Origin of the sequence: Companilactobacillus insicii (assembly GCF_003946015.1) — a bacterium.
In the GTDB taxonomy this organism is placed as follows: Bacteria; Bacillota; Bacilli; order Lactobacillales; family Lactobacillaceae; genus Companilactobacillus; species Companilactobacillus insicii.
Map to the genome: position 1 here is coordinate 15,360 of NZ_RHNU01000025.1, position 23,783 is coordinate 39,142.

24 protein-coding genes are annotated in these 23,783 nt (G+C 35.5%); 4 read left to right on the top strand and 20 right to left on the bottom strand.

What is annotated here, in order from left to right; genetic code table 11:
• Positions 1-6: 6 nt before the first annotated feature.
• From EKM79_RS08485 to EKM79_RS08495, 3 genes are all read right to left on the bottom strand, one after another.
• Positions 7-552, bottom strand: coding sequence for a DNA-3-methyladenine glycosylase I (locus tag EKM79_RS08485; RefSeq protein ID WP_125567849.1), 546 nt, complete (start codon positions 550-552; stop codon positions 7-9).
• 180 nt (positions 553-732) lie between these two features.
• Positions 733-1,203, bottom strand: coding sequence for a universal stress protein (locus tag EKM79_RS08490; RefSeq protein WP_125567851.1), 471 nt, complete (start codon positions 1,201-1,203; stop codon positions 733-735).
• Positions 1,204-1,342: 139 nt separating this feature from the next.
• Positions 1,343-2,467, bottom strand: a complete 1,125-nt coding sequence (locus tag EKM79_RS08495; protein WP_125567854.1) for a glycerate kinase — start codon at positions 2,465-2,467, stop codon at positions 1,343-1,345.
• Positions 2,468-2,530: 63 nt separating this feature from the next.
• On the opposite strand from EKM79_RS08495, the gene EKM79_RS08500 reads away from it, so the two are divergent.
• The gene (locus tag EKM79_RS08500; RefSeq protein ID WP_125567856.1) at positions 2,531-3,331 is read left to right on the top strand and encodes a tyrosine-protein phosphatase; all 801 of its coding nucleotides are present in this window, start codon (positions 2,531-2,533) and stop codon (positions 3,329-3,331) included.
• A gap of 269 nt (positions 3,332-3,600) precedes the next feature.
• Here EKM79_RS08500 and EKM79_RS08505 read toward each other — a convergent pair whose 3' ends face one another.
• The 14 genes from EKM79_RS08505 to EKM79_RS08570 form a co-directional block, all read right to left on the bottom strand.
• Complete coding sequence (locus tag EKM79_RS08505) at positions 3,601-3,789, bottom strand: hypothetical protein (RefSeq protein WP_125567858.1); 189 nt, start codon at positions 3,787-3,789, stop codon at positions 3,601-3,603.
• A 616-nt stretch (positions 3,790-4,405) separates the two neighbouring features.
• Positions 4,406-6,760 (bottom strand): phosphoketolase family protein, encoded by a 2,355-nt coding sequence (locus EKM79_RS08510; RefSeq protein ID WP_125567860.1) that lies wholly within the window; start codon positions 6,758-6,760, stop codon positions 4,406-4,408.
• An 89-nt stretch (positions 6,761-6,849) separates the two neighbouring features.
• Positions 6,850-7,578: a GntR family transcriptional regulator gene (locus tag EKM79_RS08515; RefSeq protein WP_125567863.1), complete on the bottom strand. Its 729-nt coding sequence runs from the start codon at positions 7,576-7,578 to the stop codon at positions 6,850-6,852.
• Between the two features lie 133 nt (positions 7,579-7,711).
• Entirely contained in the window at positions 7,712-8,203 is a 492-nt protein-coding gene (locus EKM79_RS08520; protein WP_125567865.1) for a PTS sugar transporter subunit IIA, read from the bottom strand.
• A gap of 45 nt (positions 8,204-8,248) precedes the next feature.
• Complete coding sequence (locus tag EKM79_RS08525) at positions 8,249-8,962, bottom strand: GntR family transcriptional regulator (RefSeq protein ID WP_125567867.1); 714 nt, start codon at positions 8,960-8,962, stop codon at positions 8,249-8,251.
• On the bottom strand, positions 8,943-9,992 hold the full coding sequence (locus tag EKM79_RS08530) for an ADP-ribosylglycohydrolase family protein (protein WP_125567869.1): 1,050 nt from the start codon (positions 9,990-9,992) through the stop codon (positions 8,943-8,945). The genes EKM79_RS08525 and EKM79_RS08530 overlap by 20 nt, the downstream gene beginning before the upstream one ends.
• Positions 9,993-10,013: 21 nt before the next feature.
• On the bottom strand, positions 10,014-11,393 hold the full coding sequence (locus tag EKM79_RS08535; RefSeq protein WP_125567870.1) for a PTS transporter subunit EIIC: 1,380 nt from the start codon (positions 11,391-11,393) through the stop codon (positions 10,014-10,016).
• A gap of 155 nt (positions 11,394-11,548) precedes the next feature.
• Complete coding sequence (locus EKM79_RS08540; protein WP_125567873.1) at positions 11,549-12,556, bottom strand: choloylglycine hydrolase family protein; 1,008 nt, start codon at positions 12,554-12,556, stop codon at positions 11,549-11,551.
• Positions 12,557-12,699: 143 nt separating this feature from the next.
• Positions 12,700-13,194, bottom strand: coding sequence for a PTS sugar transporter subunit IIA (locus EKM79_RS08545; RefSeq protein ID WP_125567875.1), 495 nt, complete (start codon positions 13,192-13,194; stop codon positions 12,700-12,702).
• Positions 13,194-14,060, bottom strand: coding sequence for a MurR/RpiR family transcriptional regulator (locus tag EKM79_RS08550; protein WP_125567877.1), 867 nt, complete (start codon positions 14,058-14,060; stop codon positions 13,194-13,196). Before EKM79_RS08550 ends, EKM79_RS08545 begins: the two co-directional genes overlap by 1 nt.
• Before the next feature lie 13 nt (positions 14,061-14,073).
• Entirely contained in the window at positions 14,074-14,964 is an 891-nt protein-coding gene (murQ, locus tag EKM79_RS08555) for an N-acetylmuramic acid 6-phosphate etherase (RefSeq protein WP_125567879.1), read from the bottom strand.
• Between the two features lies 1 nt (position 14,965).
• On the bottom strand, positions 14,966-16,036 hold the full coding sequence (locus EKM79_RS08560) for a MupG family TIM beta-alpha barrel fold protein (protein ID WP_125567881.1): 1,071 nt from the start codon (positions 16,034-16,036) through the stop codon (positions 14,966-14,968).
• A 10-nt stretch (positions 16,037-16,046) separates the two neighbouring features.
• On the bottom strand, positions 16,047-17,504 hold the full coding sequence (locus tag EKM79_RS08565; RefSeq protein ID WP_125567883.1) for a PTS transporter subunit EIIC: 1,458 nt from the start codon (positions 17,502-17,504) through the stop codon (positions 16,047-16,049).
• Positions 17,505-17,519: 15 nt separating this feature from the next.
• Positions 17,520-18,416 carry an alpha/beta hydrolase gene (locus EKM79_RS08570; RefSeq protein WP_125567885.1) on the bottom strand — a complete coding sequence of 299 codons (897 nt, stop codon included), beginning with the start codon at positions 18,414-18,416 and terminating at the stop codon, positions 17,520-17,522.
• Between the two features lie 207 nt (positions 18,417-18,623).
• Between EKM79_RS08570 and EKM79_RS08575 the strand changes: the two genes are divergently transcribed.
• Positions 18,624-19,568, top strand: coding sequence for a Dyp-type peroxidase (locus tag EKM79_RS08575; protein ID WP_125567887.1), 945 nt, complete (start codon positions 18,624-18,626; stop codon positions 19,566-19,568).
• A 168-nt stretch (positions 19,569-19,736) separates the two neighbouring features.
• Here the strand turns inward: EKM79_RS08575 and EKM79_RS08580 are convergent, their stop codons facing one another.
• From EKM79_RS08580 to EKM79_RS08590, 3 genes are all read right to left on the bottom strand, one after another.
• Positions 19,737-21,197: a PH domain-containing protein gene (locus EKM79_RS08580; RefSeq protein ID WP_125567889.1), complete on the bottom strand. Its 1,461-nt coding sequence runs from the start codon at positions 21,195-21,197 to the stop codon at positions 19,737-19,739.
• The gene (locus EKM79_RS08585; RefSeq protein ID WP_125567891.1) at positions 21,187-21,672 is read right to left on the bottom strand and encodes a PH domain-containing protein; all 486 of its coding nucleotides are present in this window, start codon (positions 21,670-21,672) and stop codon (positions 21,187-21,189) included. Before EKM79_RS08585 ends, EKM79_RS08580 begins: the two co-directional genes overlap by 11 nt.
• Before the next feature lie 223 nt (positions 21,673-21,895).
• Positions 21,896-23,005 carry an SLC13 family permease gene (locus EKM79_RS08590; protein ID WP_125567893.1) on the bottom strand — a complete coding sequence of 370 codons (1,110 nt, stop codon included), beginning with the start codon at positions 23,003-23,005 and terminating at the stop codon, positions 21,896-21,898.
• Positions 23,006-23,201: 196 nt separating this feature from the next.
• Between EKM79_RS08590 and EKM79_RS12250 the strand changes: the two genes are divergently transcribed.
• A complete protein-coding gene (locus EKM79_RS12250) occupies positions 23,202-23,354 on the top strand; it encodes a DUF6095 family protein (protein ID WP_164506048.1) in 153 nt (50 codons plus the stop codon).
• Positions 23,355-23,435: 81 nt separating this feature from the next.
• Complete coding sequence (locus tag EKM79_RS08595) at positions 23,436-23,630, top strand: hypothetical protein (RefSeq protein ID WP_125567894.1); 195 nt, start codon at positions 23,436-23,438, stop codon at positions 23,628-23,630.
• The last annotated feature ends 153 nt before the right edge of the window (positions 23,631-23,783 follow it).

Here is a 23,783-nt window from a genome sequence, read left to right on the forward strand (position 1 = left end):
AACTTCTTATTTAAAATCGCAACTATCTAAATGATCATTTATCACACCGACTGCTTGCAAAAATGAGTAAATAATCGTTGGACCCACAAAACGAAAACCACGCTTTTTTAAATCTTTACTTATTCTTTCAGACAAAGCAGTCTGTGCCGGCATTTCACTCAGATCGTTGTAATGATTAATTATGGGTTTGTTATCAACAAAACTCCAAATATAATCCGAAAATTTTTGATTTTTTTCATGCATTTTTTTAATCAACTGTGCATTATTGATCGTTGCACTAACTTTTAACTTATTTCTTATTATTCTTGAATCTTGTAATAATTGTTTCTTTTTTGATTCATCGAACTTTGCGACTTTATCTATATCAAAATTGTCAAAAACCTCGCGGTAACCTTCTCTACGCTTGATTATTGTCGACCATGATAGACCTGCTTGTGATAATTCTAGCGTCAGCATCTCAAAAAAGTATCTCTCATCATGACTTACTTTGCACCATTCTTTATCGTGATACGATTGCATCTCTTCTGAACTATCTGCCCAGGGACATCTCATAATTTGCCTCTCTATTATTGTATTAAAAAGGCCGTGACAAAGTCACGGTCTTTTGGATTTTGAATTTAAACGAGTTGCGAAAAACAACTCCTTCCGCTTACTACGGATATTCGACCTATCACTTCGTGATAATTCGAATATCCTAGGTAATGCTCAGGAGTTACCGTTTTTCTCCACTCTCTACAACTTTCCGTTATCAATATCAGTACGAACAATAATAACATCAGTACGGGCATTACGTGTAACAAACTCGGAAACTGATCCTACTAATAAACGTGTGACTGCATTCATACCTGTTGATCCAATCATAATAAGGTCATTCTTATATTCTTCCACGAACTCATCTGAAATTACGGTTTTTGGTTCTCCGAAACGAACATGAATATCAATATCGTTCTCTGAGAATCCTTTTTCTACAGCTTTATCTTTCAATTCATTAAGGTATTTTTGAGCATCTTCTGAAAGTTGGTAAATTACATCTCCATTTAACATTCCACCATGCAATCCGATGAATTGCTTAGTATCTAGAACTGTTAGGACATCTAAATGACCGCCATTCATTTGGGCAACTCTCACGGCTTTATGAAAAGCCATTTCAGCTTCCTTTGATCCATCTACGGGTACTAAAATTTTCTTGTAGTCTTGTTCCATAATGTAATCCTCCTAAGCGAGTTGCAAAGTGCCTTACACTCCACACTCTTTTCAATGCGTTTATTGAAAACCTCTTAATGTAAGATTAATGCATTAATATATAATATTCAATCTTTTGTATTACACAAATACAATTATATCAGTGAAAAGATATTAATGTACGTGCCAATTGATTAGCAACGGCTTCATAATTATCAAAAATAGTTTTTTCGTCAAATCTATTAGCACTATACTCTGACATTTGAGTTGAAAATATACCTGTAAATAACTGTTCATAATCTTCAAAGTTATCAATAAAGTTATTACACAATACAAATGTTGGAATTTTACTAGTTCCAGCAATTTTACTTAAATGATAAAGCAATTCATCATGCATCGATTCCGCTGATATATCATCCGTAGCTGTGATTAAGACATCCGCTGAACGTATAGTTTGATCCATCCCCGTAACATTAGCTATCCATTCAAACGAAGAACGAAAAATATGGGCATTGATCATCGCAAACGCTCCTGCCAAAGTCTTAATGGCATCAGAATTCTGCATCGGATGTATATCTAAATTATACTTCTCATTGACCCTTTCCGTAACATAAACCAAATTATCTTCCAAAAAACTTTCTTGTGCTTCATTTAAGTATTCAATATTATTTCGTATTTCATATGAATTAGAATAATTCAACAAGATAGTTATCCTAACACGAGATGGCAATAACTTTTTTATGCCATCCAAATCCACTGTATAAGCACTTATGAGCGGGTTTTCACCCTCTGGTATTAGTAATCCCTGTTCATCATAAATCTTTGCTCCAAGCGCTTGTAATGCTCCTAATCCACCATCTGCGACAGCCGTCTTGCCTAAACAAACAACTATGTTCTTATGCCCACTTGAAATAGCATCCACTATAAATTCGCCTAGTCCATGACTAGTAGCATGAAATAATTCATCTCGTGTCTTTCCCTTAGCTAACTCTAACCCGACGATTTGTTCAGAATCAACAATCACAGTATCTTGACCATCGATTTTAGTTACTAGATAGCGTCCCAATTTATTGTGCCAAAAGGCATCAAAGAAAGGTAATTCATACCACTGACCGCCAATAGTATGCTTTACTAACGCCGGCATACCGTCGTGACTGTCGGTTACTGGCATAGTGACTATCTCAGAATTAGGCAAGGCGCGCGAAATACCACTGTATATAGCCTGACCAATTTTACGGGAACTAATATGATCAGAATATTTTCCAGGAGCGATGATAAATTTCATGAATATTCTTCCTTTTTGTTATAATGAATTAAGAACTTTTATCGAGGATGGAGAGGTATTACAATGGACAACGTTACAAAGGATTCTCACCGTATTTTAGATCTTGAAAAAGGTCGCAATTTCCGTGAACTTGGTGGATATAAAACCATTGACGGACAAACGATTAAGTACCATAAAGTTTTGCGTTCGGCCGGTTTAGGTGACCTCACAGATAAAGACGTCAATTTTTTAGATAATTATGGATTAAAGACAGATATTGATTTCCGTTCTAAAGAAGAAGTTGAAAAGAAACCTGACCGCATTCCGAAGGGAACTAAGTATCTTTCACTTCCAGTATTCAAAGAAGATGAAACTGAAGCATCAAAGATTCAAGGCACTTCAATACCTGATATGGACTACGTTCCAATCGATGGTTATAACCACATGCTCGACGCATACCTCGATATGATCAATGGCGAACAAGCCAAAAAGGCTTACCAAAACTTCTTTGGTGAATTACTAACAAATGATAATGATAACGAAGTCTTACTATTCCATTGTAGTGCAGGTAAGGATAGAACAGGTATGGGGGCCTTCTTCTTAATGTCAGCTTTAGGGGTTCCAATGAAAACCATCAAAGATGATTACCTACTTACAAATGAGGCAAGTAAATCATATACTGATAAGTTATTTAGTGACGTTCTAAAGCACGATCCTTCGCTTGTAGACACAATCAAGGCTCTTATGACCGTTAATATTAATTACCTTAAAACTGCTGAGGATGCTATTAAACAAACCTCAGGAAGTATAGATAATTATATCAAAAATGAATTGAAAGTTAGTGATTCCGATATTAAGGATCTAAAGAAGATATATTTATCATAATATTCTTTTCAAAAAAGATTCTTTTTTATATAACAATTGAGTCATACTTTCTTCACATTTACTAGTTATTATATAACCATAAGCTAAAGGAAAAAGAAAAACACTTTAACTTATATAACCCTCCCTATATAATAACCTTCATATAAAAATAGATATTAATTCTCATAATTACAAGTTAGTAACCCTCCTTCCCCCTGATATAGGGTTACTTAAAAACAAAAAAAGGATTCCGAAGTTTAAACTTCGGAATCCTTTTTCAGTATGACTGTTTAGATTGTAAACTTTACATCATGTTTCTTTGTAAAGCTATTTTCTGAATATACTGCCAAAATCACAGCAGTAATTGCAACTGCGGGTATGGAATATCGGCTTTGCAACACGAATAGTAACATTAAGAATACCACTACCACTGCCATGATTGATGTTTTTGCTAATTGACGTACGATTTGCATTGTCATAATAATCCACCCCTTATTTGATGTTAATGTGAGCTTTCGGATTTCCGTTTATTTGTCTCCTATTGCTCTCTCCAATAGCTAAACTACCATGTTTAAAAGCCATTTACAAGCATCTTGAACACCTTGTTTTCAGTATTTGTGCAAACGTTTACTGCCATTCTAATAAAGCAATTAAATATCTTAGATTTAATTAGAAAACGAATGTAAGAGCGCGTAGCTTTTTCAAAACATTTCAAATTATTATCTCGAAATTCTTAGCTTTTATTAAAATTAAACTTATAGAATTATTTTTAAATTTATTTATAATCGTTGTCACAATAGTATTTATAGAGTGTACATATGTATTTATATGTTGAACAATTATATTTTTCATTAAAATAGCATCTAACCAAATTGGCTAGATGCTATTTATTTACAAAGTCTTAAAATCGACTTTTGATTTAGTTTTCTGAAACGAGTTATAGAAAAGTTACCCGTTTTGTTTCGCTCTCTGGTTCTGAAACGAGTTGCGAAAAGCAACTCCCTGCGCCTGCTACAGATAGTAAATGCGCCAACTTAGTTGTCACCTTCACTATCTTAGGCAGTGCTCAGGAGTTAATCGCTTTTCTCCACTCTCTTATAGAGACCATTTCCAGTTTTCAACTTCTGGCAAGTCAGTACCATATTCACGGATATACTTGTTGTGTTTATCAACTTCTGCTTCCATCTTATCAGCGAAGTCATTAGCCTTATCGCCTTCAACAGCAACGGCAGCTTCTTCAGCTAAGTGGAAACGGTCCATTTCATTTACAACACGCATATCGAATGGTGTAGTGATGTCACCATTTTCACGGTAACCATGTACGAACAAGTTGTGGTTATCACGGTCGAAGAAGATATCCTTAATGATGTCTTCAAAGCCATGGAATGCGAATAAGACAGGCTTGTTAGTTGTAAAGATCTTGTTGAATTCTTCATCACTCAAACCACGAGGATCAACTTCTGGAGATCTCAACTTCAATAGATCAACAACGTTAACGAATCTAATCTTAAGTTCTGGCATTTCTTTACGTAGGATACTAATTGCAGCTAATGATTCAAGGTTAGGTTCTGTACCAGCTGCTGCAAAGACGATGTCAGGATCACCATCATCATTTGAAGCCCAGTCAATAACCTTAAGACCTTTATCAGCCAATTCTTGACCTTCTTCAATTGAATAGAATTGAGGACGTGGGTGTTTTGAAGTAACTAATAAGTTGATCTTTTCTTGATCATTCAAAATCTTAGGCATAACAGCAAGCAATGAGTTTGTGTCAGCTGGGAAATATTCACGGATGAAGGCAGGTTTCTTCTCAGCTAAGTGAGTAATAACACCTGGATCTTGGTGAGTATAACCATTGTGATCTTGTTGGAAAGCAGTAGATGTAGCGATGATATTAAGTGATGGATACTTGTTTCTCCATGATAATTCATCAGCTTTTCTCAACCACTTGAAGTGTTGTGTCAACATTGAGTCAACAACTCTCAAGAATGCTTCATAACTGGCGAAGATACCATGGCGACCTGTTAAGGCATAACCTTCAAGGAATCCTTCAGCTTGATGTTCTGAAAGTTGTGAATCAATAATACGACCAGCTGGTGCTTCATATTGATCGTTTGGTTCTTTTACATTTTCCATCCATTGACGAGGTGAAGCCTCAAAAATATGGTTCAAACGGTTTGACATTGTTTCATCAGGTCCGAATAGTCTGAAGTTATCTGGGTTTTCTTTAATAACTTCTTCAATATACTTACCTAATTCGATCATATCTTGAGCAGTCTTTTCACCTGGCTTATCGAACTTCAAAGCATAGTTCTTATAATCAGGTAACTTAAGATCCTTAGGATCTACACCACCATTAACGATAGGATTAGTTGCCATTCTCTTATTAGCAGCAGGAATTGTTTCCTTGATGTCATCTTTCAATGAACCATCGTCATTAAACAATTCTTCTGGTTTGTATGACTTCAACCAATCGATCAAAGCATCAACGTGTTGCATGTCATTTTGGTCTACAGGAATTGGAATTTGGTGAGCTCTAAATGAACCTTCAATAGGAGCACCATCCCAAGTCTTAGGACCAGTCCAGCCTTTAGGTGCACGGAAAATAATAACTGGCCAATGTGGCATCTTAGCATCTTCAGCTGAATGCTTTCTAGCTTCTGTTTGGATGCTTTGAATCTTTTCAATAGCTTCATCCATAACCTTAGCCATTGCTGGATGCATCTTCTTAGGATCGTCGCCTTCAACGAACATTGGATCCCATCCAAGTCCCTTGAAGTATTCTGTTAATTCTTCATCAGTCTTACGTGAAAGGATAGTTGGATTAGAAATCTTAAATCCATTAAGGTTCAAGATTGGTAATACAGCACCATCATTTACAGGATTAATGAAGACATTTGAGAACCATGATGTAGCTAATGGACCTGTTTCAGCTTCACCATCACCGACAACAACTGCGGCAATTTGATCTGGGTTATCTAAGATAGCACCAACACCGTGTGAAATTGAGTATCCAAGTTCTCCACCTTCATGCATTGAACCAGGTGTTTCAGGAGCAGCATGAGAAGCAACACCGCCTGGGAATGAGAATTGCTTGAATAATTTTTGCATACCCTTTTCATCTTGTGTGATTTCTGGGTAAGTTTCAGTATAGCTTCCGTCAAGGTATGAGTTAGAAACCATAACTTGCCCACCATGTCCTGGTCCTTCGATGTAGAACATGTTAACACCGTACTTGTTAATAGCACGATTTAAATGAGCGTAAATAAAGTTTTGTCCTGCAATAGTACCCCAATGTCCAATTGGGTGAACTTTTACATCTTCAGCTTTAATTCCACGCTTCAATAATGGATTATCTTTTAAATATAGTTGGCCAACAGAAACATAGTTAGCTGCACGCCAATATTTATCAACTAAGTTTAAGTATTCTTTTGATGAGTAATCTGTCATTTCAGTACACTCCTTATTTGTTTACAAGCATATAATAACCAGTTTCGCCAAAAAAGTCAACCATTTATTATATTGGGTCGGTCCAATTCTTAAACTCGATTCAAATCTACGAAAGAATCATATTTAAAATACTTATAATGCAATCTCATAGTCGAAAATTCGAATGGTGTTCCATCATTCAAAAAGAAGATTCCTTCCATTTGACCTATAGGTTCATTCTCTTTTAGATTCAATAAATCTTGACCTTCTTTATCAGATGGAACAGCTGAAATAGTCAAATAATTTTTATTAACCTCCTTGCCTAATTCTGTTTCCACATAATTAAAAATTGATTCCGATGCCACTTGCTCTGACAATTCAGGTGCCAATTTAATTGGAATATATCCTGTCTCAATCATAAACGGAATTTCCCCTAAAAATCTAAGTCGTTTGAATGAATAAACAAACTCACCTTTATTCAAAAACAAATTATTTCTTAAATCCTCATCAGGCCTGACAACATCAAAACTTAGAACCTTTATTCCTGGTTTTTTACCCTCAGCTTTAAAACTATCCGTTATACCTAAATTTTTACCGGTGTAATTAATATAAGAATCTTGTTTCAAATACAATGGATTGACAAAAGTTCCGGAACCACGTTTTTTAAAAATGATTCCCTGTTCTGCCATACTATCCAACGCACGTTTTATAGAACTACGGCTTACTTTATAATTCTCTGCCATAGATCTCTCATCTGGAAGTCTCATATCTGGAAAAGAGCCACTAGATATTTCTTTTTTTAAAGATTCAATAATTTTTTCATATATTAGATCGACCATATTTTCTCCCTTTGGAACGTACCAATTATTTATTTGGTAATTATCATCTATAGATATTATATCTCGCCACATAATTAAATGACAGTCCAAATAAATTTTGGATATTAAAAAAAGGATGATCCAATGATCATCCTCAGACTTTAGCTACCAATTCTGAATGCTCTATTTGTGTAACAGGCTCTAAAGATATTTTCATACCTTTATCAGATGAATTCGTCATCACAACTATAATCGTGGTTTCCTTACCAGCTGACTCTACCTTATCCAAATTCATAGTGGCAATTTTTTGCCCTGCAGAAATCTTATCGCCCTTGGAAACATACACCTTAAATGGTTCACCATTTAAATCAACGGTATCGATACCCATATGAACTAATATTTCTTCACCATCATCCGTTGATATTCCAATTCCATGCTTTGTATCAGCTACAAGTGTCACCTTTCCTGATACTGGACTATAAATATCGTTTGAATCTGGATTAATAGCAAAGCCATCACCCATAGCCTTTTGAGCAAATACAGGATCACTTACTTTACCTATAGGAATAAGTTTTCCATTAGCAGGAGACAAAAATGTTTTTGCACTCCAATCTACAGACTTGTGTTTCTTAAAAATTCCAAACATATAATTTAATACCTCTCTAACTGAATAGAAATCTCAAACAACTAACTATGGAACTTGTAGTTGTACATTATATCTATACCTATCTCCGCGATAAAAAATTTGAGCATATTCAACTAAGCGGCCTCTTTGATCTCTTGTAACACGTTGTACATATAAAAGAGGGTCACTTTCATTTACTCGTAAATAACCAGAAACTTTTTTATCGGCAATTACTGACTCAATGGTTTCATTTGCATTAGTAACAACAAAACCTTTTTTTCTAAATAAATGATACAAAGAAACGTCAGGTGCTTTTAACTCCTCCGCAGATAAATCAATAAAGGATGGACAGTAAACCCGTTGAAAACTTATAGGCGCATTATCAATCCAACGTAGTCTATCCTGTTTACTAACAACGGCACCAGTAGGTAAATCCAATTGCGAACAAACCATTGTATCAGCAGGAACATTTTTTTCAAAATCTATTAAAGTAGAACTTACATTATTAGCACCATTTTCCTCTGAAAAGCTTAATAATGTTTGTAATTGTAATGATTCTTTATTACTTATAACAATAGTTCCAATACCATGTATACGTTGTAAATAACCTTCATCAACAAGTAATTTAACTGCATGTCTAACCGTAATGCGACTTACATTAAATCTTTTTTGAAGATCAGGTTCAGCGGGAAATAAACTACCCACTGAGTAGTTTCCATTAATTATCCCTTGTTTTAGTTCTTCGTAAATAGCCAGATACTTAACGTTGTTCTCTCTCACTTTTTTCCACCACATTCGCTAAGGAATTAGCCAATTCAGTTATATTAAAATCGTTGGCTTTTTGAATGGTTTCAAGTAGAGAATTAAACTTAGAATTATCTATATCTATAAACGCACCAACCATTGAGCCTACTATAGTTGCAATAGTATCTGTATCATACCCAACATTAACAGCATCTATTACCGCTTGTAATGGATCATCATTATTCAACGCAATAATTCCAAATGCACAGGGAACCGCCTCGGAAATATGCAACCCACTACCAACAACCTGTGATAATTTCTCTAATCTTTCTTCTCTTGATCCTGTACCATTCGCAATACTATAAGCCAATTGTATACGTTTAACAACACTAGGTCCAGCTACCTCACGGGAAAGAACATTACCTAGATTATTACCTCTAACAGCTCCATACAATCCAGCGCTTAATACATCATCCATAGTAGAATACTCTGCCAGAGACGCACTTGTTGCAGCAGCTACTGCACTAGCACCTGAAATTGCAAGTGAATTATCATGTGTTACCTGCGTTATTGTTATAGCAGCTTTTATAGCCTCTTCAATATCATCAGGATGTAAGATTCCAGCAGGAGCTATTTTCATTGCTGCTCCATTTGTAGCCTTAGATGCATAATCCACTGTAACTGCACCCTTTAACGGTTGCATTTTATGATTTGGATTTTTGTACATCGCAATAGCACCGCGAGTAGTTGGCCCCGCAAATCTATCAAAGTACCAAGAAACGTTTGACCAATCTAAAATTGCCTTTATAACAATATCCTTATTCAAAACACCATCATTTTTCAAAATTGCTTTACTTAAAAAATAAATCTGTGAAAAATCATCAGTAACTTGACCAGCCTCATTACCAAGAGCAAAAGCCGTCTTCCCAGGTTTCTTCAATTCTGACAGTGGTCCACCAAACTCTCTTCTAATTTGATTAAATGACATGTTTTCAGTTGCCGAACCCATGGCATCCCCAATTGCAGCTAATCCTAAAATACCTTTTATATTTCTTTTTAAATTCATTATAAATACCTCATTTGAAATTTATTTGGACATTTTTGCTTCCGGGTCCTTTATCCCTATAACTAGCGTTAATATCAATCCAGCTATGAAAGAAATAGCTAAACCAACGACATATGCCCAAAGCGTTGGACCCGCAAACGCAGGGATAGTTGTTAATCCACCAAAAACAAATGCATTACCGGTAACACCAAATATTCCCATAAATGCTCCTCCAAGAGCAGCTCCGATACACCCGGTCACTAAAGGCGTTTTATATTTCACTCCTAATCCATATATTGCTGGTTCAACAATTCCTGATAATAGAACAGAAGTAATTGCAGTTAATGAAAAGTTTTGAAGTTTTCTGTTTTTGCTTCTCAAGAAAATGGCAAAAGCAGCTCCAGCCATACCAAAATTAGCATTAGCAGCATATGCAATAATTGCTGACTTACCTGTCTTAGCTATTTCTGGAATAACAACCATTGTATTAGGTGCCCAATGGACCCCAAACATTATTAATACGTTCCAAATACCACCTATTAAGGCTCCAGTAACTACTTGATTGATATTCAAAAGATAATTGACACCATTTGCAATTCCAATACTTATATAGTTTCCTAATGGACCAACAATGCCTGCCGTAAATGGCACTAATATAAGCAATAAAACGGTTGGGATAACCACCATATGAAGACTGCTAGGAAGTCTCTTCTTCATGAAATGTTCCATGACGGATTGTATCCACGTTGTTAAAATTGCTGGAATGACTTGACTCGTATAATTAAAAACAGGAATAGATAATCCCATAAAGGTAACCATATTTCCTCCGTCACCTTTGATCAAGTTAATAAAATCTGGCATTATTAATGCTCCCAATATTGCAACCGCAATATAAGGACTAGTTTTAAACCTTCTAGCAGTGGTAATTGCAACCATTAATGGTAAGAAATAGAAAACTGATGTTGCCGCTAAAGTTAAAACTAAGTTTGTTGTACTTTTTTCTGGTAACCAACCTATTTCATTAGCTAAAATAGTAAAACCTCTCAATAAACCTGAACCTGCAAGAACAGGAAGTAATGGAGAAAATATGCTTACTACCAATTCAACAAACGAATTTAAAAGGCTATGTTTATTAGTTTTGGAAGAATCATTATTAACCGTTTCTTTTTCTTTAGGCTGCCATATTTTCATAAATGCATCATAAATGTCACCAACATTGGTTCCTATTACTATCTGTAGGCCTGCATCTTTATTTACGACACCAGTTACTCCGTCCAAGTTATCTATCTCTTTAACGTTTACGATTTCACGATTTTCAATCGTAGGACGCAATCTAGTAGCACAATGTGTCATTGAAATAATATTATCTTTTCCACCCATCAGCGATAATAGCTTTTTTGCTAGCTCATCATTTGAATCCATTTCTATTCCCCCTTATTTTCCCTAAGTGATTAGGACGTTATGACGTCTTTACGTGTTAAATTATATATCATTGCTTTTTATTTGTAAACGCTATCATAAAAAATAATAAAAAAAGACCCCCACAATAGTGGAGATCTTAAACTTAAGCTTTAATTCTATTTAGTTTCTTCAACTTGTTCATCTAGTGAAGCAAAGCTTTGCTTCATCGGAAGATCAAATTCTTTAGGAGTAGTTTGATTTTCAATCAAATCATCTGTCATAGTAACTTCAAAAACTGTTTGATTTGAATAAGGTACGTAGTACATCTTCTTATTAGTTATATCAAGAATTGCTTGGTATTGAGTATAACTAGGACCACGGTCACCAATATTCACACCCTTAGGCACAACAACACTATCCAAAATATGTAGAATCGTTGTTACTGCTTCATCAGCATCTTTAGCTTTTTCAATATGAGTTCGATTGAAGGCTGTTCTAACAAAACGATCAACGGCAGTATATCCACCTGGTAATCTAAACGTACCATTTTGTCCTAAGCGTGTTATCTCTTCATCCCCAAATTGTGCAGAATCAAAGTTATTAACTGATGCACCTAAATAATTAGCCAAATTAGTTCTATGCCAATCAAAATCAGGAGTATTAGTCATAACACCAATCTTGTCTTCTTCAAGAACTAGGCCATCACCTTCTGGTTCAATAATGTAAGTTGCTCCAGATAGGTCACTAAAAATCCAATGCAATGGTTGATTAGCTCCCATAACACCCTTATCTGATTCAATAACATGAACCTTTGATAGATTATCACGTAGTTCATCGATAGTCTTATTATTTCCAAGTGCCCAAAGAATGAATTCTTCTGAAACCAAATTAATAGCACCTTCAGTTGTTTTTTCGTCATACACATATTGATGAGGGAAATACAACTCAGCAGCAGATAGTCCATATTCATTGAAACCATCAGCTACCATGTAATTCTTGCCATACTTGGCACCTGTACCCATAATTGCATAATTTGTTTGGTAAGTTTTGTCGTCAAATGATGAAACCCAATCATAGTCTCTAGGTAAGAAGGTAGGTTGACCATTTAATTCAAAGGCAAAGTCCATTGTTCTGGACAAAAACTTTGATCCATCGAGTGATTCATAACTAATACTTGTACACATATTTAATTGCTTCCCTTCGAATATATTACATTATTTATTATCGCTCATTATTGTGCAAATTGTTGACAAATTCAACAATTTTATTTTATGTAATTTAACTTTTTAACAAAAAAAGCCTGACATCAGTCAGACTTTCTTCATATTTACAATTTGGCTACCAATTCCGAGTGATTAACCTTACCTTCTTTTTCAAGAGAGACTTGCCAATCGTTCTCAGCCGAATTAGTTACAGCAACAATAATAGTGGTTTCCTTGCCAGAAGCCTTCACTTCATCCAAATTCATTTCAGCAATCTTTTGTCCCGCAGAAATATTATCTCCTTGAGACACTAAGATATTAAAAGGTTTGCCCTTCAACTCAACGGTATCAATCCCCATGTGTACCAGCAATTCCTCACTGTCACCAGTTGAAATACCGATTCCATGTTTAGTTCCAGCAACCATAGTCACTGTCCCTGAAACTGGACTATAAATATCATTAGATGTTGGATTTAATCCGAAGCCATCTCCCATAGCCTTTTGGGAGAATACTGGATCATTTACCTTTTCAATTGGGATCACTTCACCATCTGCAGGTGACAAAAACGTTTTTGCATCCCAAGCTGGCAAATCCTTATGTTTCTTAAAAAAATTAAACATTATTTCTTACTTCCTTTATGAAATATTTCATCAACCAATTCATGAGATTCTTTCAGTTTCCGTACATTAGTATCATAGTCTCGTTGTAAGTAACAATAATAAATTAAATCCACCGCATACAACTGACTCATCAATGATGTCGTTGCAGCAGATCGGATTTGATCACGCGGCATAGAATCACTGGTTGGCAATAAAATATCAGATATCTTAGCCAAACTACTCTCTTTGTTAGAAGTGACACCAACTATCGGTACATTGTTTTTAACTGCTAAATTGCCTATTTTGACGGTTTCTTTAGATTCACCAGAATCAGAAAACAGGATCAATATCTGGGAGGATGTTTGTGTCAACAAGTTAACCGCAAATTGATGTGTGTCATCTGTATTGATGACAGTTTTTCCAATCCGCGAAAACTTTTGAGTAAAATCCCGTGCAACTAATCCTGATGCGCCTAACCCATAGGCTTGAATAACATCGTGATTTTGTAATTCATCCACAGTTTTATCAACCAATTCAGTCTTCAAACCTTTATTAGTTACATCGATTGAATGTTGAACTCTGAGAGACATTTTTTGTTTTAATTCATCAAGCGTATCAGTAGCTGAAATTTCACTTGATAAGCTTGTAATTGAGCTACTTGTACCTCTGGCTAATTCGACTTTTAATTCCTTAAATCCATTAAGTCCCAGATTTTTAGCAAATCTGACTACGGTCGCCTGACTAACACCACTCTTATTCGCCAATTCCGAAACACTCAGCTGTGGAACTATTTGAGCATTATTCAAAATGTAATCACCCAAAATATTCTCAGCTTTGCTATTTATATTTTGCTGTGCGTGAATTGACAATAAAATTGTGTTATCCATTAGCTAAACCGCCTTACTTAATTGCTCTGCGAACGAAACCGTCAGCATCCTTTAGCTTCTTTTCAGCCTTAGATTTATCGTCCGAATTCATAATCATAACTATTGCCATCTTAACTGAGTATCCTGCCGCTACTAAGGCTTCACCAGCGGTTTGGTCATCAACTTTAGTAATATCCATGATTATATTCTTAGATCTTTGAATAAGTTTTTCGTTAGTTGGTTTAACATCAACCATCAAATTACCGTAAGTTTTTCCAATTCCCACCATAGATGCTGTTGACAGCATGTTGAGAATCATTTTTTGAGCTGTTCCTGACTTCAATCGTGTTGAACCTGATAATACCTCTGGTCCAGGTACTACCTCAATAGCTATTTGTGCATGATTACTAATTTCAGCATTATCATTACATGACAATGCCACGGCACCGGCTCCGACACTCTTAGCATAGTCAAGCGCTCCAACAACATAAGGTGTCCTACCACTTGCAGCAATACCAACCACTACATCATTATCAGTCAAGTGTCTATCGATCAAGTCCTGCTTACCAAGTTCAACACTATCCTCGGCACCTTCAACTGCCACAGTCATCGCATCCATACCGCCAGCAATTAGTCCTTGAACCATTTCTGGATCAGTTCCAAAGGTCGGAACACATTCAGCGGCATCTAGTACGCCCAATCTTCCGCTAGTACCAGCACCCATGTAGAATAATCTTCCGTTATTTTTGAATGATTTCGTAATTAACTTAACTGCTTCCGCAACTTGTGGTAAAACTTTCTCCACAGCTTCAGCGACTTTTTTATCCTCAGAATTCATAACCTTAACAATTTCTAACGGGCTCATCAAGTCCAAATTGGTTGTCATAGAGTTACGACTTTCAGTGGACAATTTATTAATATCCATATTAGCTCACTCCGTCTTCTGTTTCGCATATCTTAATAGCTTGATTTGCACCACAATTGTCAAGTAAATCAATATCATCATCACTTATTTGACCAATAACATTGACCGTCTTGTCTACAGGTAAGTCTCGCTTCAATAATTGCAGCTCACCTTGATAACGTCCGGAAATAGAATTGTCTAAAGTAATCGCACCACGTTCACGTTTAACTGTATTCTTTGGTGGAATCATAACAGTATTCCATGGACGTCCTTCTCGTAATCTGACCACATCTCTAGCTACATCAGCTCTTTGATGCATTACCTTAGTAATATAGCTTGGTGCATTCTTCAAGATATTAGCGTGCAACAAAATCACATTATTTTGATAATACTCTTCGAACTGATGTAATGTTTCATCCTTAATCACTGGATCACCTAAAAAGACTTTGTCAACATCGAAGCGTGACATATTGATTGCTGAAGATAGTGGATTATTGTATCGATCATCTTCTAAGGTAGGTAAACCAGCATGAACTGGACCACGCAAATTTGTGTCTCCAGGAATGAAAGCCATAACTGTAAATCCCTTTTGCTTTAACCACTGATTCTTCTGATAGAACCAGTCATTGCTCAATCCTGTATTAACTCGTGGATAATAATTATGCCAGGCTTCAAGATTATCGAAGTCAGCTCCATATTGAATTAACTCGTCAACATCAGATTCAACGATCGTACTAGCATTCAATGCTAATTTTAACTTCTTAGACACTTCTGCGATTTGTTGATTAGTAATTCCATCATCAATGCGCAACATATCCACATGCAAGTCGGTCAGTGACTCAAATCCTTCAGGATCTAGTGACAAGTTCAAGCGTTTCATCGATTCTGATGAAATATCCAACGTTAAATGTAGATTGTTAGCCTCACAAACTTGACCTAATTCAGCTAAATTATGCAATAAATTTTTAGGATCATCTTCTGGAAGATTTATTGAAGTAAATACTCCTTTGAATCCTGCTTTTGCATATTTTTCAATTTGATTAAACTCTTCTTTTTCTAGTACCTTATTCAAGTAGACTGAAAATCCTAGCATTACCTACTCCTTATTCTGGATAAATTTCGTTGATACGATCTTCATTGAATCCAAAGAACCAAGTAACAATAAAGCCACCTAGATAAGCAATGAACAATGCTATCAAGAATTGAACTTGTTGACCAGGTTGCATGATCAATAATCCAAACAATCCTGAAACGCCCTGTGAAACAGCACCTAGATGGAATAGTGATGCAGCAACACCACCAAATCCGGCACCGATACATGCAGTAATGAAGGCACGTCCTAATGGCAAGGTAACGGCGTACATCAATGGCTCACCTACTCCAAGAATTGCAACTGGAATTGAACTCATAACCATTTTCTTGAAACGCTTGTTCTTTGATTTGAAGTATAATGCAAATCCAGCACCAACTTGACCACCACCGGCCATCATCAAAATTGGTAACAAGTAGTTGATACCTTTTGTTGGACCTGTTGGGTCATTCAATAGAACATGAATTGGTGTCAAAGCTTGATGTAAACCAACTGAAACAAGTGCTAAGAATGTTGATGATAGAATAAATCCACCAAAGACACTTAGTTTTGTATATGTGAAGTCCATTACAACATAAATAGCTGTAGTTAGCCATGCACCAACTGGTTGTAGGAAGACAACAGCTAGTAATGAACCAATAATAACTGTCAATAATGGTGTGAAGAATGTATCTAAAACACTAGGCATGAATTTTCTAATACTACGTTCTAGCCAAGCAAAGAAAATACCCATAAATAAAGCCGTGATCAATCCACCAACACCAACTGTATATGGAGCGTTAGTAAATGGCATTGCAATGGCTTGAGAGCTAAGTGGTGATCCTGTGATCGTAACTCCTAAACACAAAGTACCACCAATACCACCAAGGATTGCACTACCCTTGAATTCACGTGCGGCGTTCATACCAACAAAGATTGGTAAGAATGTAAATAGTCCCCATCCAAGAGTCTTGATTGTCATATACCACCAATCAGTAACAAAAGCTTGTCCTGTTTGATAATCAATAACGTTAGCTAATCCATTAATAAGTCCCGCAGCGATAATACCAGGCAGTAATGGAATGAAGACATTGGCGATATGTTGCAAACCACGTTGTAATGGTTTGTCATGTTTAGCTTTATTAGCCTTCTTATTTTCGCTAGCAATATTTTTAACATTGTTTAATTCAGCAGCTTTACTGTCAGAAGCGACAGTTGCTTCATCATCTTCGTCACTGCCTAATGCTACTCCTGTCATTTCAGCGAAAGGTTCTGCTATTTTATTAACTTTTCCAGGTCCCAGTACAACTTGTAGAGTATCGGCTTCAACAACTGCTAATACGCCATCAATTCTCTTAAGTCCATCTACATTAACCTTGTCGTTATCCTTAATGCCTAATCTCAAACGTGTCATACAAGCAACGTTTGCAGTGACATTATCTTTGCCACCCACATTTTTAAGGATTTCACTTGCGATATCTTTATTACTCATTTCAAGTTCCCCCCTTTATTTAAATTGATTCATAACCCAGTTGTAACCTTTTGGCGTTGCCTTAGTCCAATAGGCCCAGTTGTGGTTGTCACCAGTATCCTTAACGTATTTAACAGATACTTTGTCTTTCTTCATTTCTTTAACAAACTTATTAACGTCCTTAATAGGAACAGTCGTATCATCTGATGTTGATTCTACATAGAACTTAACTGATCTTGATTTATCATTTACATAATTTGTTGGGAATAACCCATCGTAAACCTTATCTGACCAATTAGTCTTTCCATCAGTAAAGGCATGCATACCCTTCCTAATTGGATTGTCCTTAGGTAACTTATACCAAACAGATGGTGAGATAAGAACTGCTTTAGAGAAGTACTTAGGGTATTTAAGAGCTAATCTAGCTGCTCCGTAACCACCCATGGAAATACCTCCGACAGCATGATCTTTCTTTGATTTTGATACTTTATAAGTTTTGTCAATCGTTGGTACTAAGTCTTTAATGATGGCATTTTCCATCTTCAGACCGCCCTTTTGATTGACATAAAAACTATTAAATCCATCAACGAAGACAACGATAGCCTTTTGATGTGCACGATTCATAGTTCCGTCTAACATTTGTTGAGAATTAAATCTCTCCAATAAATTACGATGATTGCCATATAATCCATGCATCATATATAGAACCGGATATCTTTTATTACCATTAGGATTGTATCCAGCAGGTAAATAAACGTCATAGTTCCAATCTAAGTGCATTTGTTTCGAATAAACTGTTGTAGTTACCACCTTACTGATTGGTGAAACTGCATCGGCAGCTTTAGCCTCAGTTTCTGAATAGCCTATCAGTAATGCTAATAAACCCACAAAGCTTGCAAAAACTGCCATGAACTTTGTAAAACGTAACTTCATTTGAATCCCCTCCAAACTCGTATTTAAAATGTTGGTACCGTTTACAAAGAAATCATACTTCATATGAAACTTTATTTCAATATTCCTTTAAAAATACCTTAATATTTAAAATAAAGTTTCATATTTCACAATTTTTTATTCACATATTCAACAACTTAATATGATAAGCTTAATTTATATTCATTAATAAACCTCGGAGGTAATCATATGACCGTTGATATTAAGCGCGCCCAAGATGTTTATAAAGACGCTGGAGAAAGTGTTATTTTTACTACCCTCATGCTAAAACGTGAGGATCAAACAAAAGTAAAGGATGCAATTGCAGAATTTGCGGACATGTCCAATTCAATTATTAATAGTATGCGAGTTCGTGCCCCTGAAGCCCAAGCTCACATTGCCTGGGGATTTGGTTCCGATGCATGGGATTACTTATTCCCTGAAGCACCAAAGCCAAAACAGCTTGCTCCTTTCAAAGAAATAAAAGGTCCAAAATATACAGCTGTTTCTACTCCTGGAGATATCTTTATCCACGTTCGTGCCAGTAAAATGGCGGTTTGTTACGAACTAATGGATCAATTCATGGGAATACTTCGTCCTATTACTACAGTTGAAGATGAAACTCATGGATTCAGATATTTTGAAGGACGAGCAATCATCGGCTTCATTGATGGTACAGAGAATCCCGCAGGTATCGAATCAATGGATTACACTTTGATTGACGAAAACGAAGATCCAGAGTTCGTCAATGGATCATACGCTTTTGCACAGAAATATACACATAACATGGACGCTTGGGATGCCTTAAAGACAGAGGATCAAGAAAAGTCCATCGGTCGCCACAAGTTCAACGACCGTGAATTAGATGATGACGAAAAGCTTCCTAATGCCCACAATATCGCATCTAAAGACGAGGAAGGCGGTGTTGAACACAAAATCGTACGTATGAATGTTCCGTATTCAGAACCTGCTAAAGATATTAAGGGAACTTATTTCATTGGATACTCAAAGGACTTCTCAATTACAAATCGTATGCTTACAAATATGTTCACAAAGAGTGATCGTTTACTAGATTTTAGTACACCTATCACTGGTAATTTATTCTTTATTCCATCAAAGGATACTTTGGAAAAAATTGCTGACGGTGATTATTAAAACTGTTCACTAAAAAGAAATCTGCGATATGACTATAAAGTTTATTGAATTTACGGCGTAAACGCGCAACAAACCACAACTTCTTCCGTTTAACTACAAACACCCCCACATTTACTTACGTAAATACGGGGGTGTTTTAGGTTATACTCAGAAGTTAATCGTGCTTTATCACGCTCTCTTATACCATTCCACAACCTTATCAATCTGATTCTGTGGTAAATATTTAACTTTTAGAATTCTCTCTCCAACACCGGAACGACAACTTAATCTTATATGTGCAAATCTCTTCTTACTCAGCCAAATACTCTGACGTCGGTCTAATAGTTGGATACTATTTTTAGGAACGAAGTAAGAATTTTTTGATGTAACTTGATTATTCTGCAAGTAGACATACTCATCATTCATTATCGAGACACGTGCCCTTCTGGCATTCAGATATGCTGAAGGCAACCAGAATATTGCCGAAGCAATAATTACCGCCAACAGTAACCAAATAGATGATTTAAATACCATTAATCCTAATATTACATCAGTTATTAAACTGAATATTATTGCATTACGGAGATCATAATAATAAGTTCCAACATTAGCTTCATCCAACTTTAGTCTATCTACTGGAATATGCGGGAAAAATTCTTTTAAGAAACCATTCAATTTGTCGGTTTCAATAACCGGCATAATGATAATGTCTTTTTCCGTTTCGTTCTTTTTGGAGTTAGAAATAATTACTAGTTTAATCGATGAAATGTGTAACATTCGTCTCAATAACGTTTGCTTAATAACAACGGCCTGAATTCTATTTTTTGAAATACTAGTCCTTTTAGTTTTGAAAAATCCATACTGCATCTCGAATTGGTTATCTTCTTTTTCCAAATGGAAATGATAATATTTAGCAATCAAAACTAAAACTGAAACAATATAAAATACCAATAAAACAATCAATAATCCAATTGCTACTAATAGCCATCCCAAGTGTACAAATTCGTCGGCTGCAGCTTGATAAACTTGTTTACTAATAGAATGCTGTATCTTGCCATAGAAAGCCAGAACAACTAACAATCCTGATAGAAAGGCTGGAGATGTTAGAGAGAACTTCAATAACTCACGCCAAGTAATTGAATACGACGCTCTTTTAGAGTCTGATTCATCGGAAAAAGTTTCCCGTGAAACATTTTGTGTAACTTCTATCGAACTGAATTTTTTTCGATATTGATTTAGTTCATCTTTAAGTACCACAGGAACGGCTGCCAAGCTTACCTCTGGGCCTTCGGAATGACCGGCGGTCTCTATCTCTAATTCTTCCAGTTTGAATGGTTTTAAGAAGAACCATTGATTAGCTGTGATATTTTGAATTCTGTCATATGGAATATGATTTACCTTTTTTACAAAAACACCACTTCTAACCAAAATTTCATCATCCATAAATTGATAACTGAACATGAAATATTTAAGTAAATCATTAATAAGAATCAAAACTACTACCGCTATTAATCCTAGAATCGACCATAGTTTAGATTGATTGTAGACAGCAAAAACAAAGACTATTGCTGGGATCAACCAACTTTTTATATCTTTATAGAAGAAAAATAACATAGCCGCTGGATGCAAATGTTTAGGATCAGATGTCATTTTTGGCCTCCTGAGCAAGCTTCATAATTGTCTCTTTTAACTTATCAGCTTGTTTGGACTCAATTCCATCTATCTCACTCTGTCCAGCAGCAGTAACAATGACAACCTTTTGGAGATTTTTCCAACGTAAAATTGGGCCTTGCTTTAATGTCACATTTTGTACCCTAGCAATCGGAATAACTACTTGTTTCCTAAAAAAATATCCACTATGTAGTTGAACTTGTCGCTCATCAATATAATAGGTCCAAAAATTCCATAAATACACAACCCAGAAAAAACTTACAATTAATAAAATCAATCCTATCCCAATGATTGACCATTCTACAATATCAAAAATATTTCGAATACTAACTGGTACAGCAAATTTGATCAAACCGGCTGCCAAGACTATGACTAAAAACACAGCAAATTCAATTACAGCATGCACTCGCCAAATCGTCTTAATGCTGCTAGGTAACTTCTCTACTTTTTCCATACATCCCCCTACAAGGTTTTCTTTAAGAATATCATAGGAGATCGAACTAATAAAAATGAGGTTGTGATACAGCTATAAAATTCATTAAATTTGCAGCGTAAACGCGCAAAAAAAACACAACTTCTTCCGTTTAACTACGAATACCCCCGCATTTACTGACGTAAATACAGGGGTATTCTAGGTTATACTCAGAAGTTAAACGTGTTTTTTTGCGCTCTGATTTTTACAATCCAAAATCAATTAAGAAATATCCAATTGTTCCAATAATTATTAACATCGTAAAGTTAATAACACTGAACATTGCTAAATACTTACCGGGATTGGCCTTAAAGAAAAATCTATATTGCTTAAAGGCTAATAAATTGGCCAATGAGGCCACTACTGTACCCAGTCCACCAATGTTTGTACCTAAGAAAATGGCATGAACGTATTTAGAAAACTTGGAAACTAAAATGGTCGTTGGAACATTACTAATAAATTGACTGGTAATGATTGATGTTAGATAAGTGCTACCTCTTGTTTGAATGAAATCATGCAAGTGATTAACAATCGAAGGTTCTCGGTTGATATTTCCAACTGCAATGAAGAAGCACATAAATATTAATACAATCGAGTAATCGACCGATTCCAATATATGAGGATTTATAAAGATCACCAACAAAATTGCGGCAATCAGTGAACCCCACATTGGAATAACTGAGAAAATACCCAAGAAGATTACGACGGTAACAAAAACCGTCAAACTCAAACTAGGAATATTCAACTCAACCGTTGGTAAAGCACTCAACTCAACCTTATCCTTCGGAAAAAATCTAGTTAATAGGAAGATAGCTAAAAAGTTGATAATTGTTATAGGTGCTGACATAATAAAGAATTGTGTGATACCAAGATCAAAGTGTGTCAGCAAGAACAAGTTATGTGTATTACCAAACGGTGTAAAGATACTACCAAGATTGGCCGCCATCGCAATTATAATAACGGGAAATATCGGATTTATTTTTAAATGTTTTGAAAGCTGGTAATATAAAGGAACCAACGTCAGAATTGCAACATCATTAGTCAAAAACATAGCACCAAAAAATGCTATACTAGCTAACATCAACATCATCTGTCGTGTGGTCTTCGCCTTATGCGTTAAGTACGCCGCGTAATATTTCAAAAAATCTAAATAATCATATATCTGAATTATGATCATCATAGATGTTAGTGAAGCAATTGTTTTCCAATTGATATCCATTAACTGCGGCGGACTTATAAAAATAGAAGTGAGGATTGCTGCTGCCCCGGCGATCCACAAGACCTTATCTGAAAAAACTCGTTTTAATACAGCCATTTACGTTTCCCCTAAAAAAAGAAGTACCCTTATTAGTATAAGGATATTTCGTGAAATGAAAAAGATAATTATGGAAATTTGCCATTTAAATTTTGACTTCTTAATTTTTTAAAAATATTTTATTACAAAAAGCCTTATACATTTTAACTTAGTTATAATTAAAATGAAAGACTACCAACATCAGGGAGATGATAGTATGCAAATATTTTTTGCTATTTTAGTATTCATTATTGGTATTACAGTCGCAACAATTTCATTCAAAGCTAAAAAGGAATCAGTGTACTATCTTATGTTATCGATTGGTACAGCCATTTTCTTTTTGGGGATTTTTATAATATTTCCTAAATAGATAACTGCTTTTTCCTTCCCTACTTAAAACCTTTTCTGTTATAATTCTTTTACTAAAAAAGTTTAAGGGGGTCGACGTCTAATGATCTTAAAAAGAACATCTATTTTGCTACTAGTATCAATGATACTAACCGTCTTAGAAATGACTGTTAATCCAGGATTCCATCTTGGAAGAATTTTCTTAGTCGTATCAGGCATTTTGTTAGTCGCCGCTGCATTGTGGTTCGTCAAAGATAATTATCAAACCACACCAAAAGCAGAAAAAATAAAAAAATAGAACGTGATGAAACAAGTTTAACTTCTAAGTGTAAAATAAAATGAGTCTGGGACAAAACTAATATCTCAGATAATACTTAGTAGAAATAACTGATATACGGTTATTTCTACTATTTTTTTGCCATTCTAAATGGAATTGGTGGGGTATTTTCGC

What these genes read in the sequence shown, in the direction of transcription:
- EKM79_RS08485 (WP_125567849.1), bottom strand. Translation starts at nt 552, where the DNA reads ATGAGATGTCCCTGGGCAGATAGTTCAGAAGAGATGCAATCGTATCAC.
- EKM79_RS08490 (WP_125567851.1), bottom strand. Translation starts at nt 1,203, where the DNA reads ATGGAACAAGACTACAAGAAAATTTTAGTACCCGTAGATGGATCAAAG.
- EKM79_RS08495 (WP_125567854.1), bottom strand. Translation starts at nt 2,467, where the DNA reads ATGAAATTTATCATCGCTCCTGGAAAATATTCTGATCATATTAGTTCC.
- EKM79_RS08500 (WP_125567856.1), top strand. Translation starts at nt 2,531, where the DNA reads ATGGACAACGTTACAAAGGATTCTCACCGTATTTTAGATCTTGAAAAA.
- EKM79_RS08505 (WP_125567858.1), bottom strand. Translation starts at nt 3,789, where the DNA reads ATGACAATGCAAATCGTACGTCAATTAGCAAAAACATCAATCATGGCA.
- EKM79_RS08510 (WP_125567860.1), bottom strand. Translation starts at nt 6,760, where the DNA reads ATGACAGATTACTCATCAAAAGAATACTTAAACTTAGTTGATAAATAT.
- EKM79_RS08515 (WP_125567863.1), bottom strand. Translation starts at nt 7,578, where the DNA reads ATGGTCGATCTAATATATGAAAAAATTATTGAATCTTTAAAAAAAGAA.
- EKM79_RS08520 (WP_125567865.1), bottom strand. Translation starts at nt 8,203, where the DNA reads ATGTTTGGAATTTTTAAGAAACACAAGTCTGTAGATTGGAGTGCAAAA.
- EKM79_RS08530 (WP_125567869.1), bottom strand. Translation starts at nt 9,992, where the DNA reads ATGAATTTAAAAAGAAATATAAAAGGTATTTTAGGATTAGCTGCAATT.
- EKM79_RS08535 (WP_125567870.1), bottom strand. Translation starts at nt 11,393, where the DNA reads ATGGATTCAAATGATGAGCTAGCAAAAAAGCTATTATCGCTGATGGGT.
- EKM79_RS08540 (WP_125567873.1), bottom strand. Translation starts at nt 12,556, where the DNA reads ATGTGTACAAGTATTAGTTATGAATCACTCGATGGATCAAAGTTTTTG.
- EKM79_RS08545 (WP_125567875.1), bottom strand. Translation starts at nt 13,194, where the DNA reads ATGTTTAATTTTTTTAAGAAACATAAGGATTTGCCAGCTTGGGATGCA.
- EKM79_RS08550 (WP_125567877.1), bottom strand. Translation starts at nt 14,060, where the DNA reads ATGGATAACACAATTTTATTGTCAATTCACGCACAGCAAAATATAAAT.
- murQ (WP_125567879.1), bottom strand. Translation starts at nt 14,964, where the DNA reads ATGGATATTAATAAATTGTCCACTGAAAGTCGTAACTCTATGACAACC.
- EKM79_RS08560 (WP_125567881.1), bottom strand. Translation starts at nt 16,036, where the DNA reads ATGCTAGGATTTTCAGTCTACTTGAATAAGGTACTAGAAAAAGAAGAG.
- EKM79_RS08565 (WP_125567883.1), bottom strand. Translation starts at nt 17,504, where the DNA reads ATGAGTAATAAAGATATCGCAAGTGAAATCCTTAAAAATGTGGGTGGC.
- EKM79_RS08570 (WP_125567885.1), bottom strand. Translation starts at nt 18,416, where the DNA reads ATGAAGTTACGTTTTACAAAGTTCATGGCAGTTTTTGCAAGCTTTGTG.
- EKM79_RS08575 (WP_125567887.1), top strand. Translation starts at nt 18,624, where the DNA reads ATGACCGTTGATATTAAGCGCGCCCAAGATGTTTATAAAGACGCTGGA.
- EKM79_RS08580 (WP_125567889.1), bottom strand. Translation starts at nt 21,197, where the DNA reads ATGACATCTGATCCTAAACATTTGCATCCAGCGGCTATGTTATTTTTC.
- EKM79_RS08585 (WP_125567891.1), bottom strand. Translation starts at nt 21,672, where the DNA reads ATGGAAAAAGTAGAGAAGTTACCTAGCAGCATTAAGACGATTTGGCGA.
- EKM79_RS08590 (WP_125567893.1), bottom strand. Translation starts at nt 23,005, where the DNA reads ATGGCTGTATTAAAACGAGTTTTTTCAGATAAGGTCTTGTGGATCGCC.
- EKM79_RS12250 (WP_164506048.1), top strand. Translation starts at nt 23,202, where the DNA reads ATGCAAATATTTTTTGCTATTTTAGTATTCATTATTGGTATTACAGTC.
- EKM79_RS08595 (WP_125567894.1), top strand. Translation starts at nt 23,436, where the DNA reads ATGATCTTAAAAAGAACATCTATTTTGCTACTAGTATCAATGATACTA.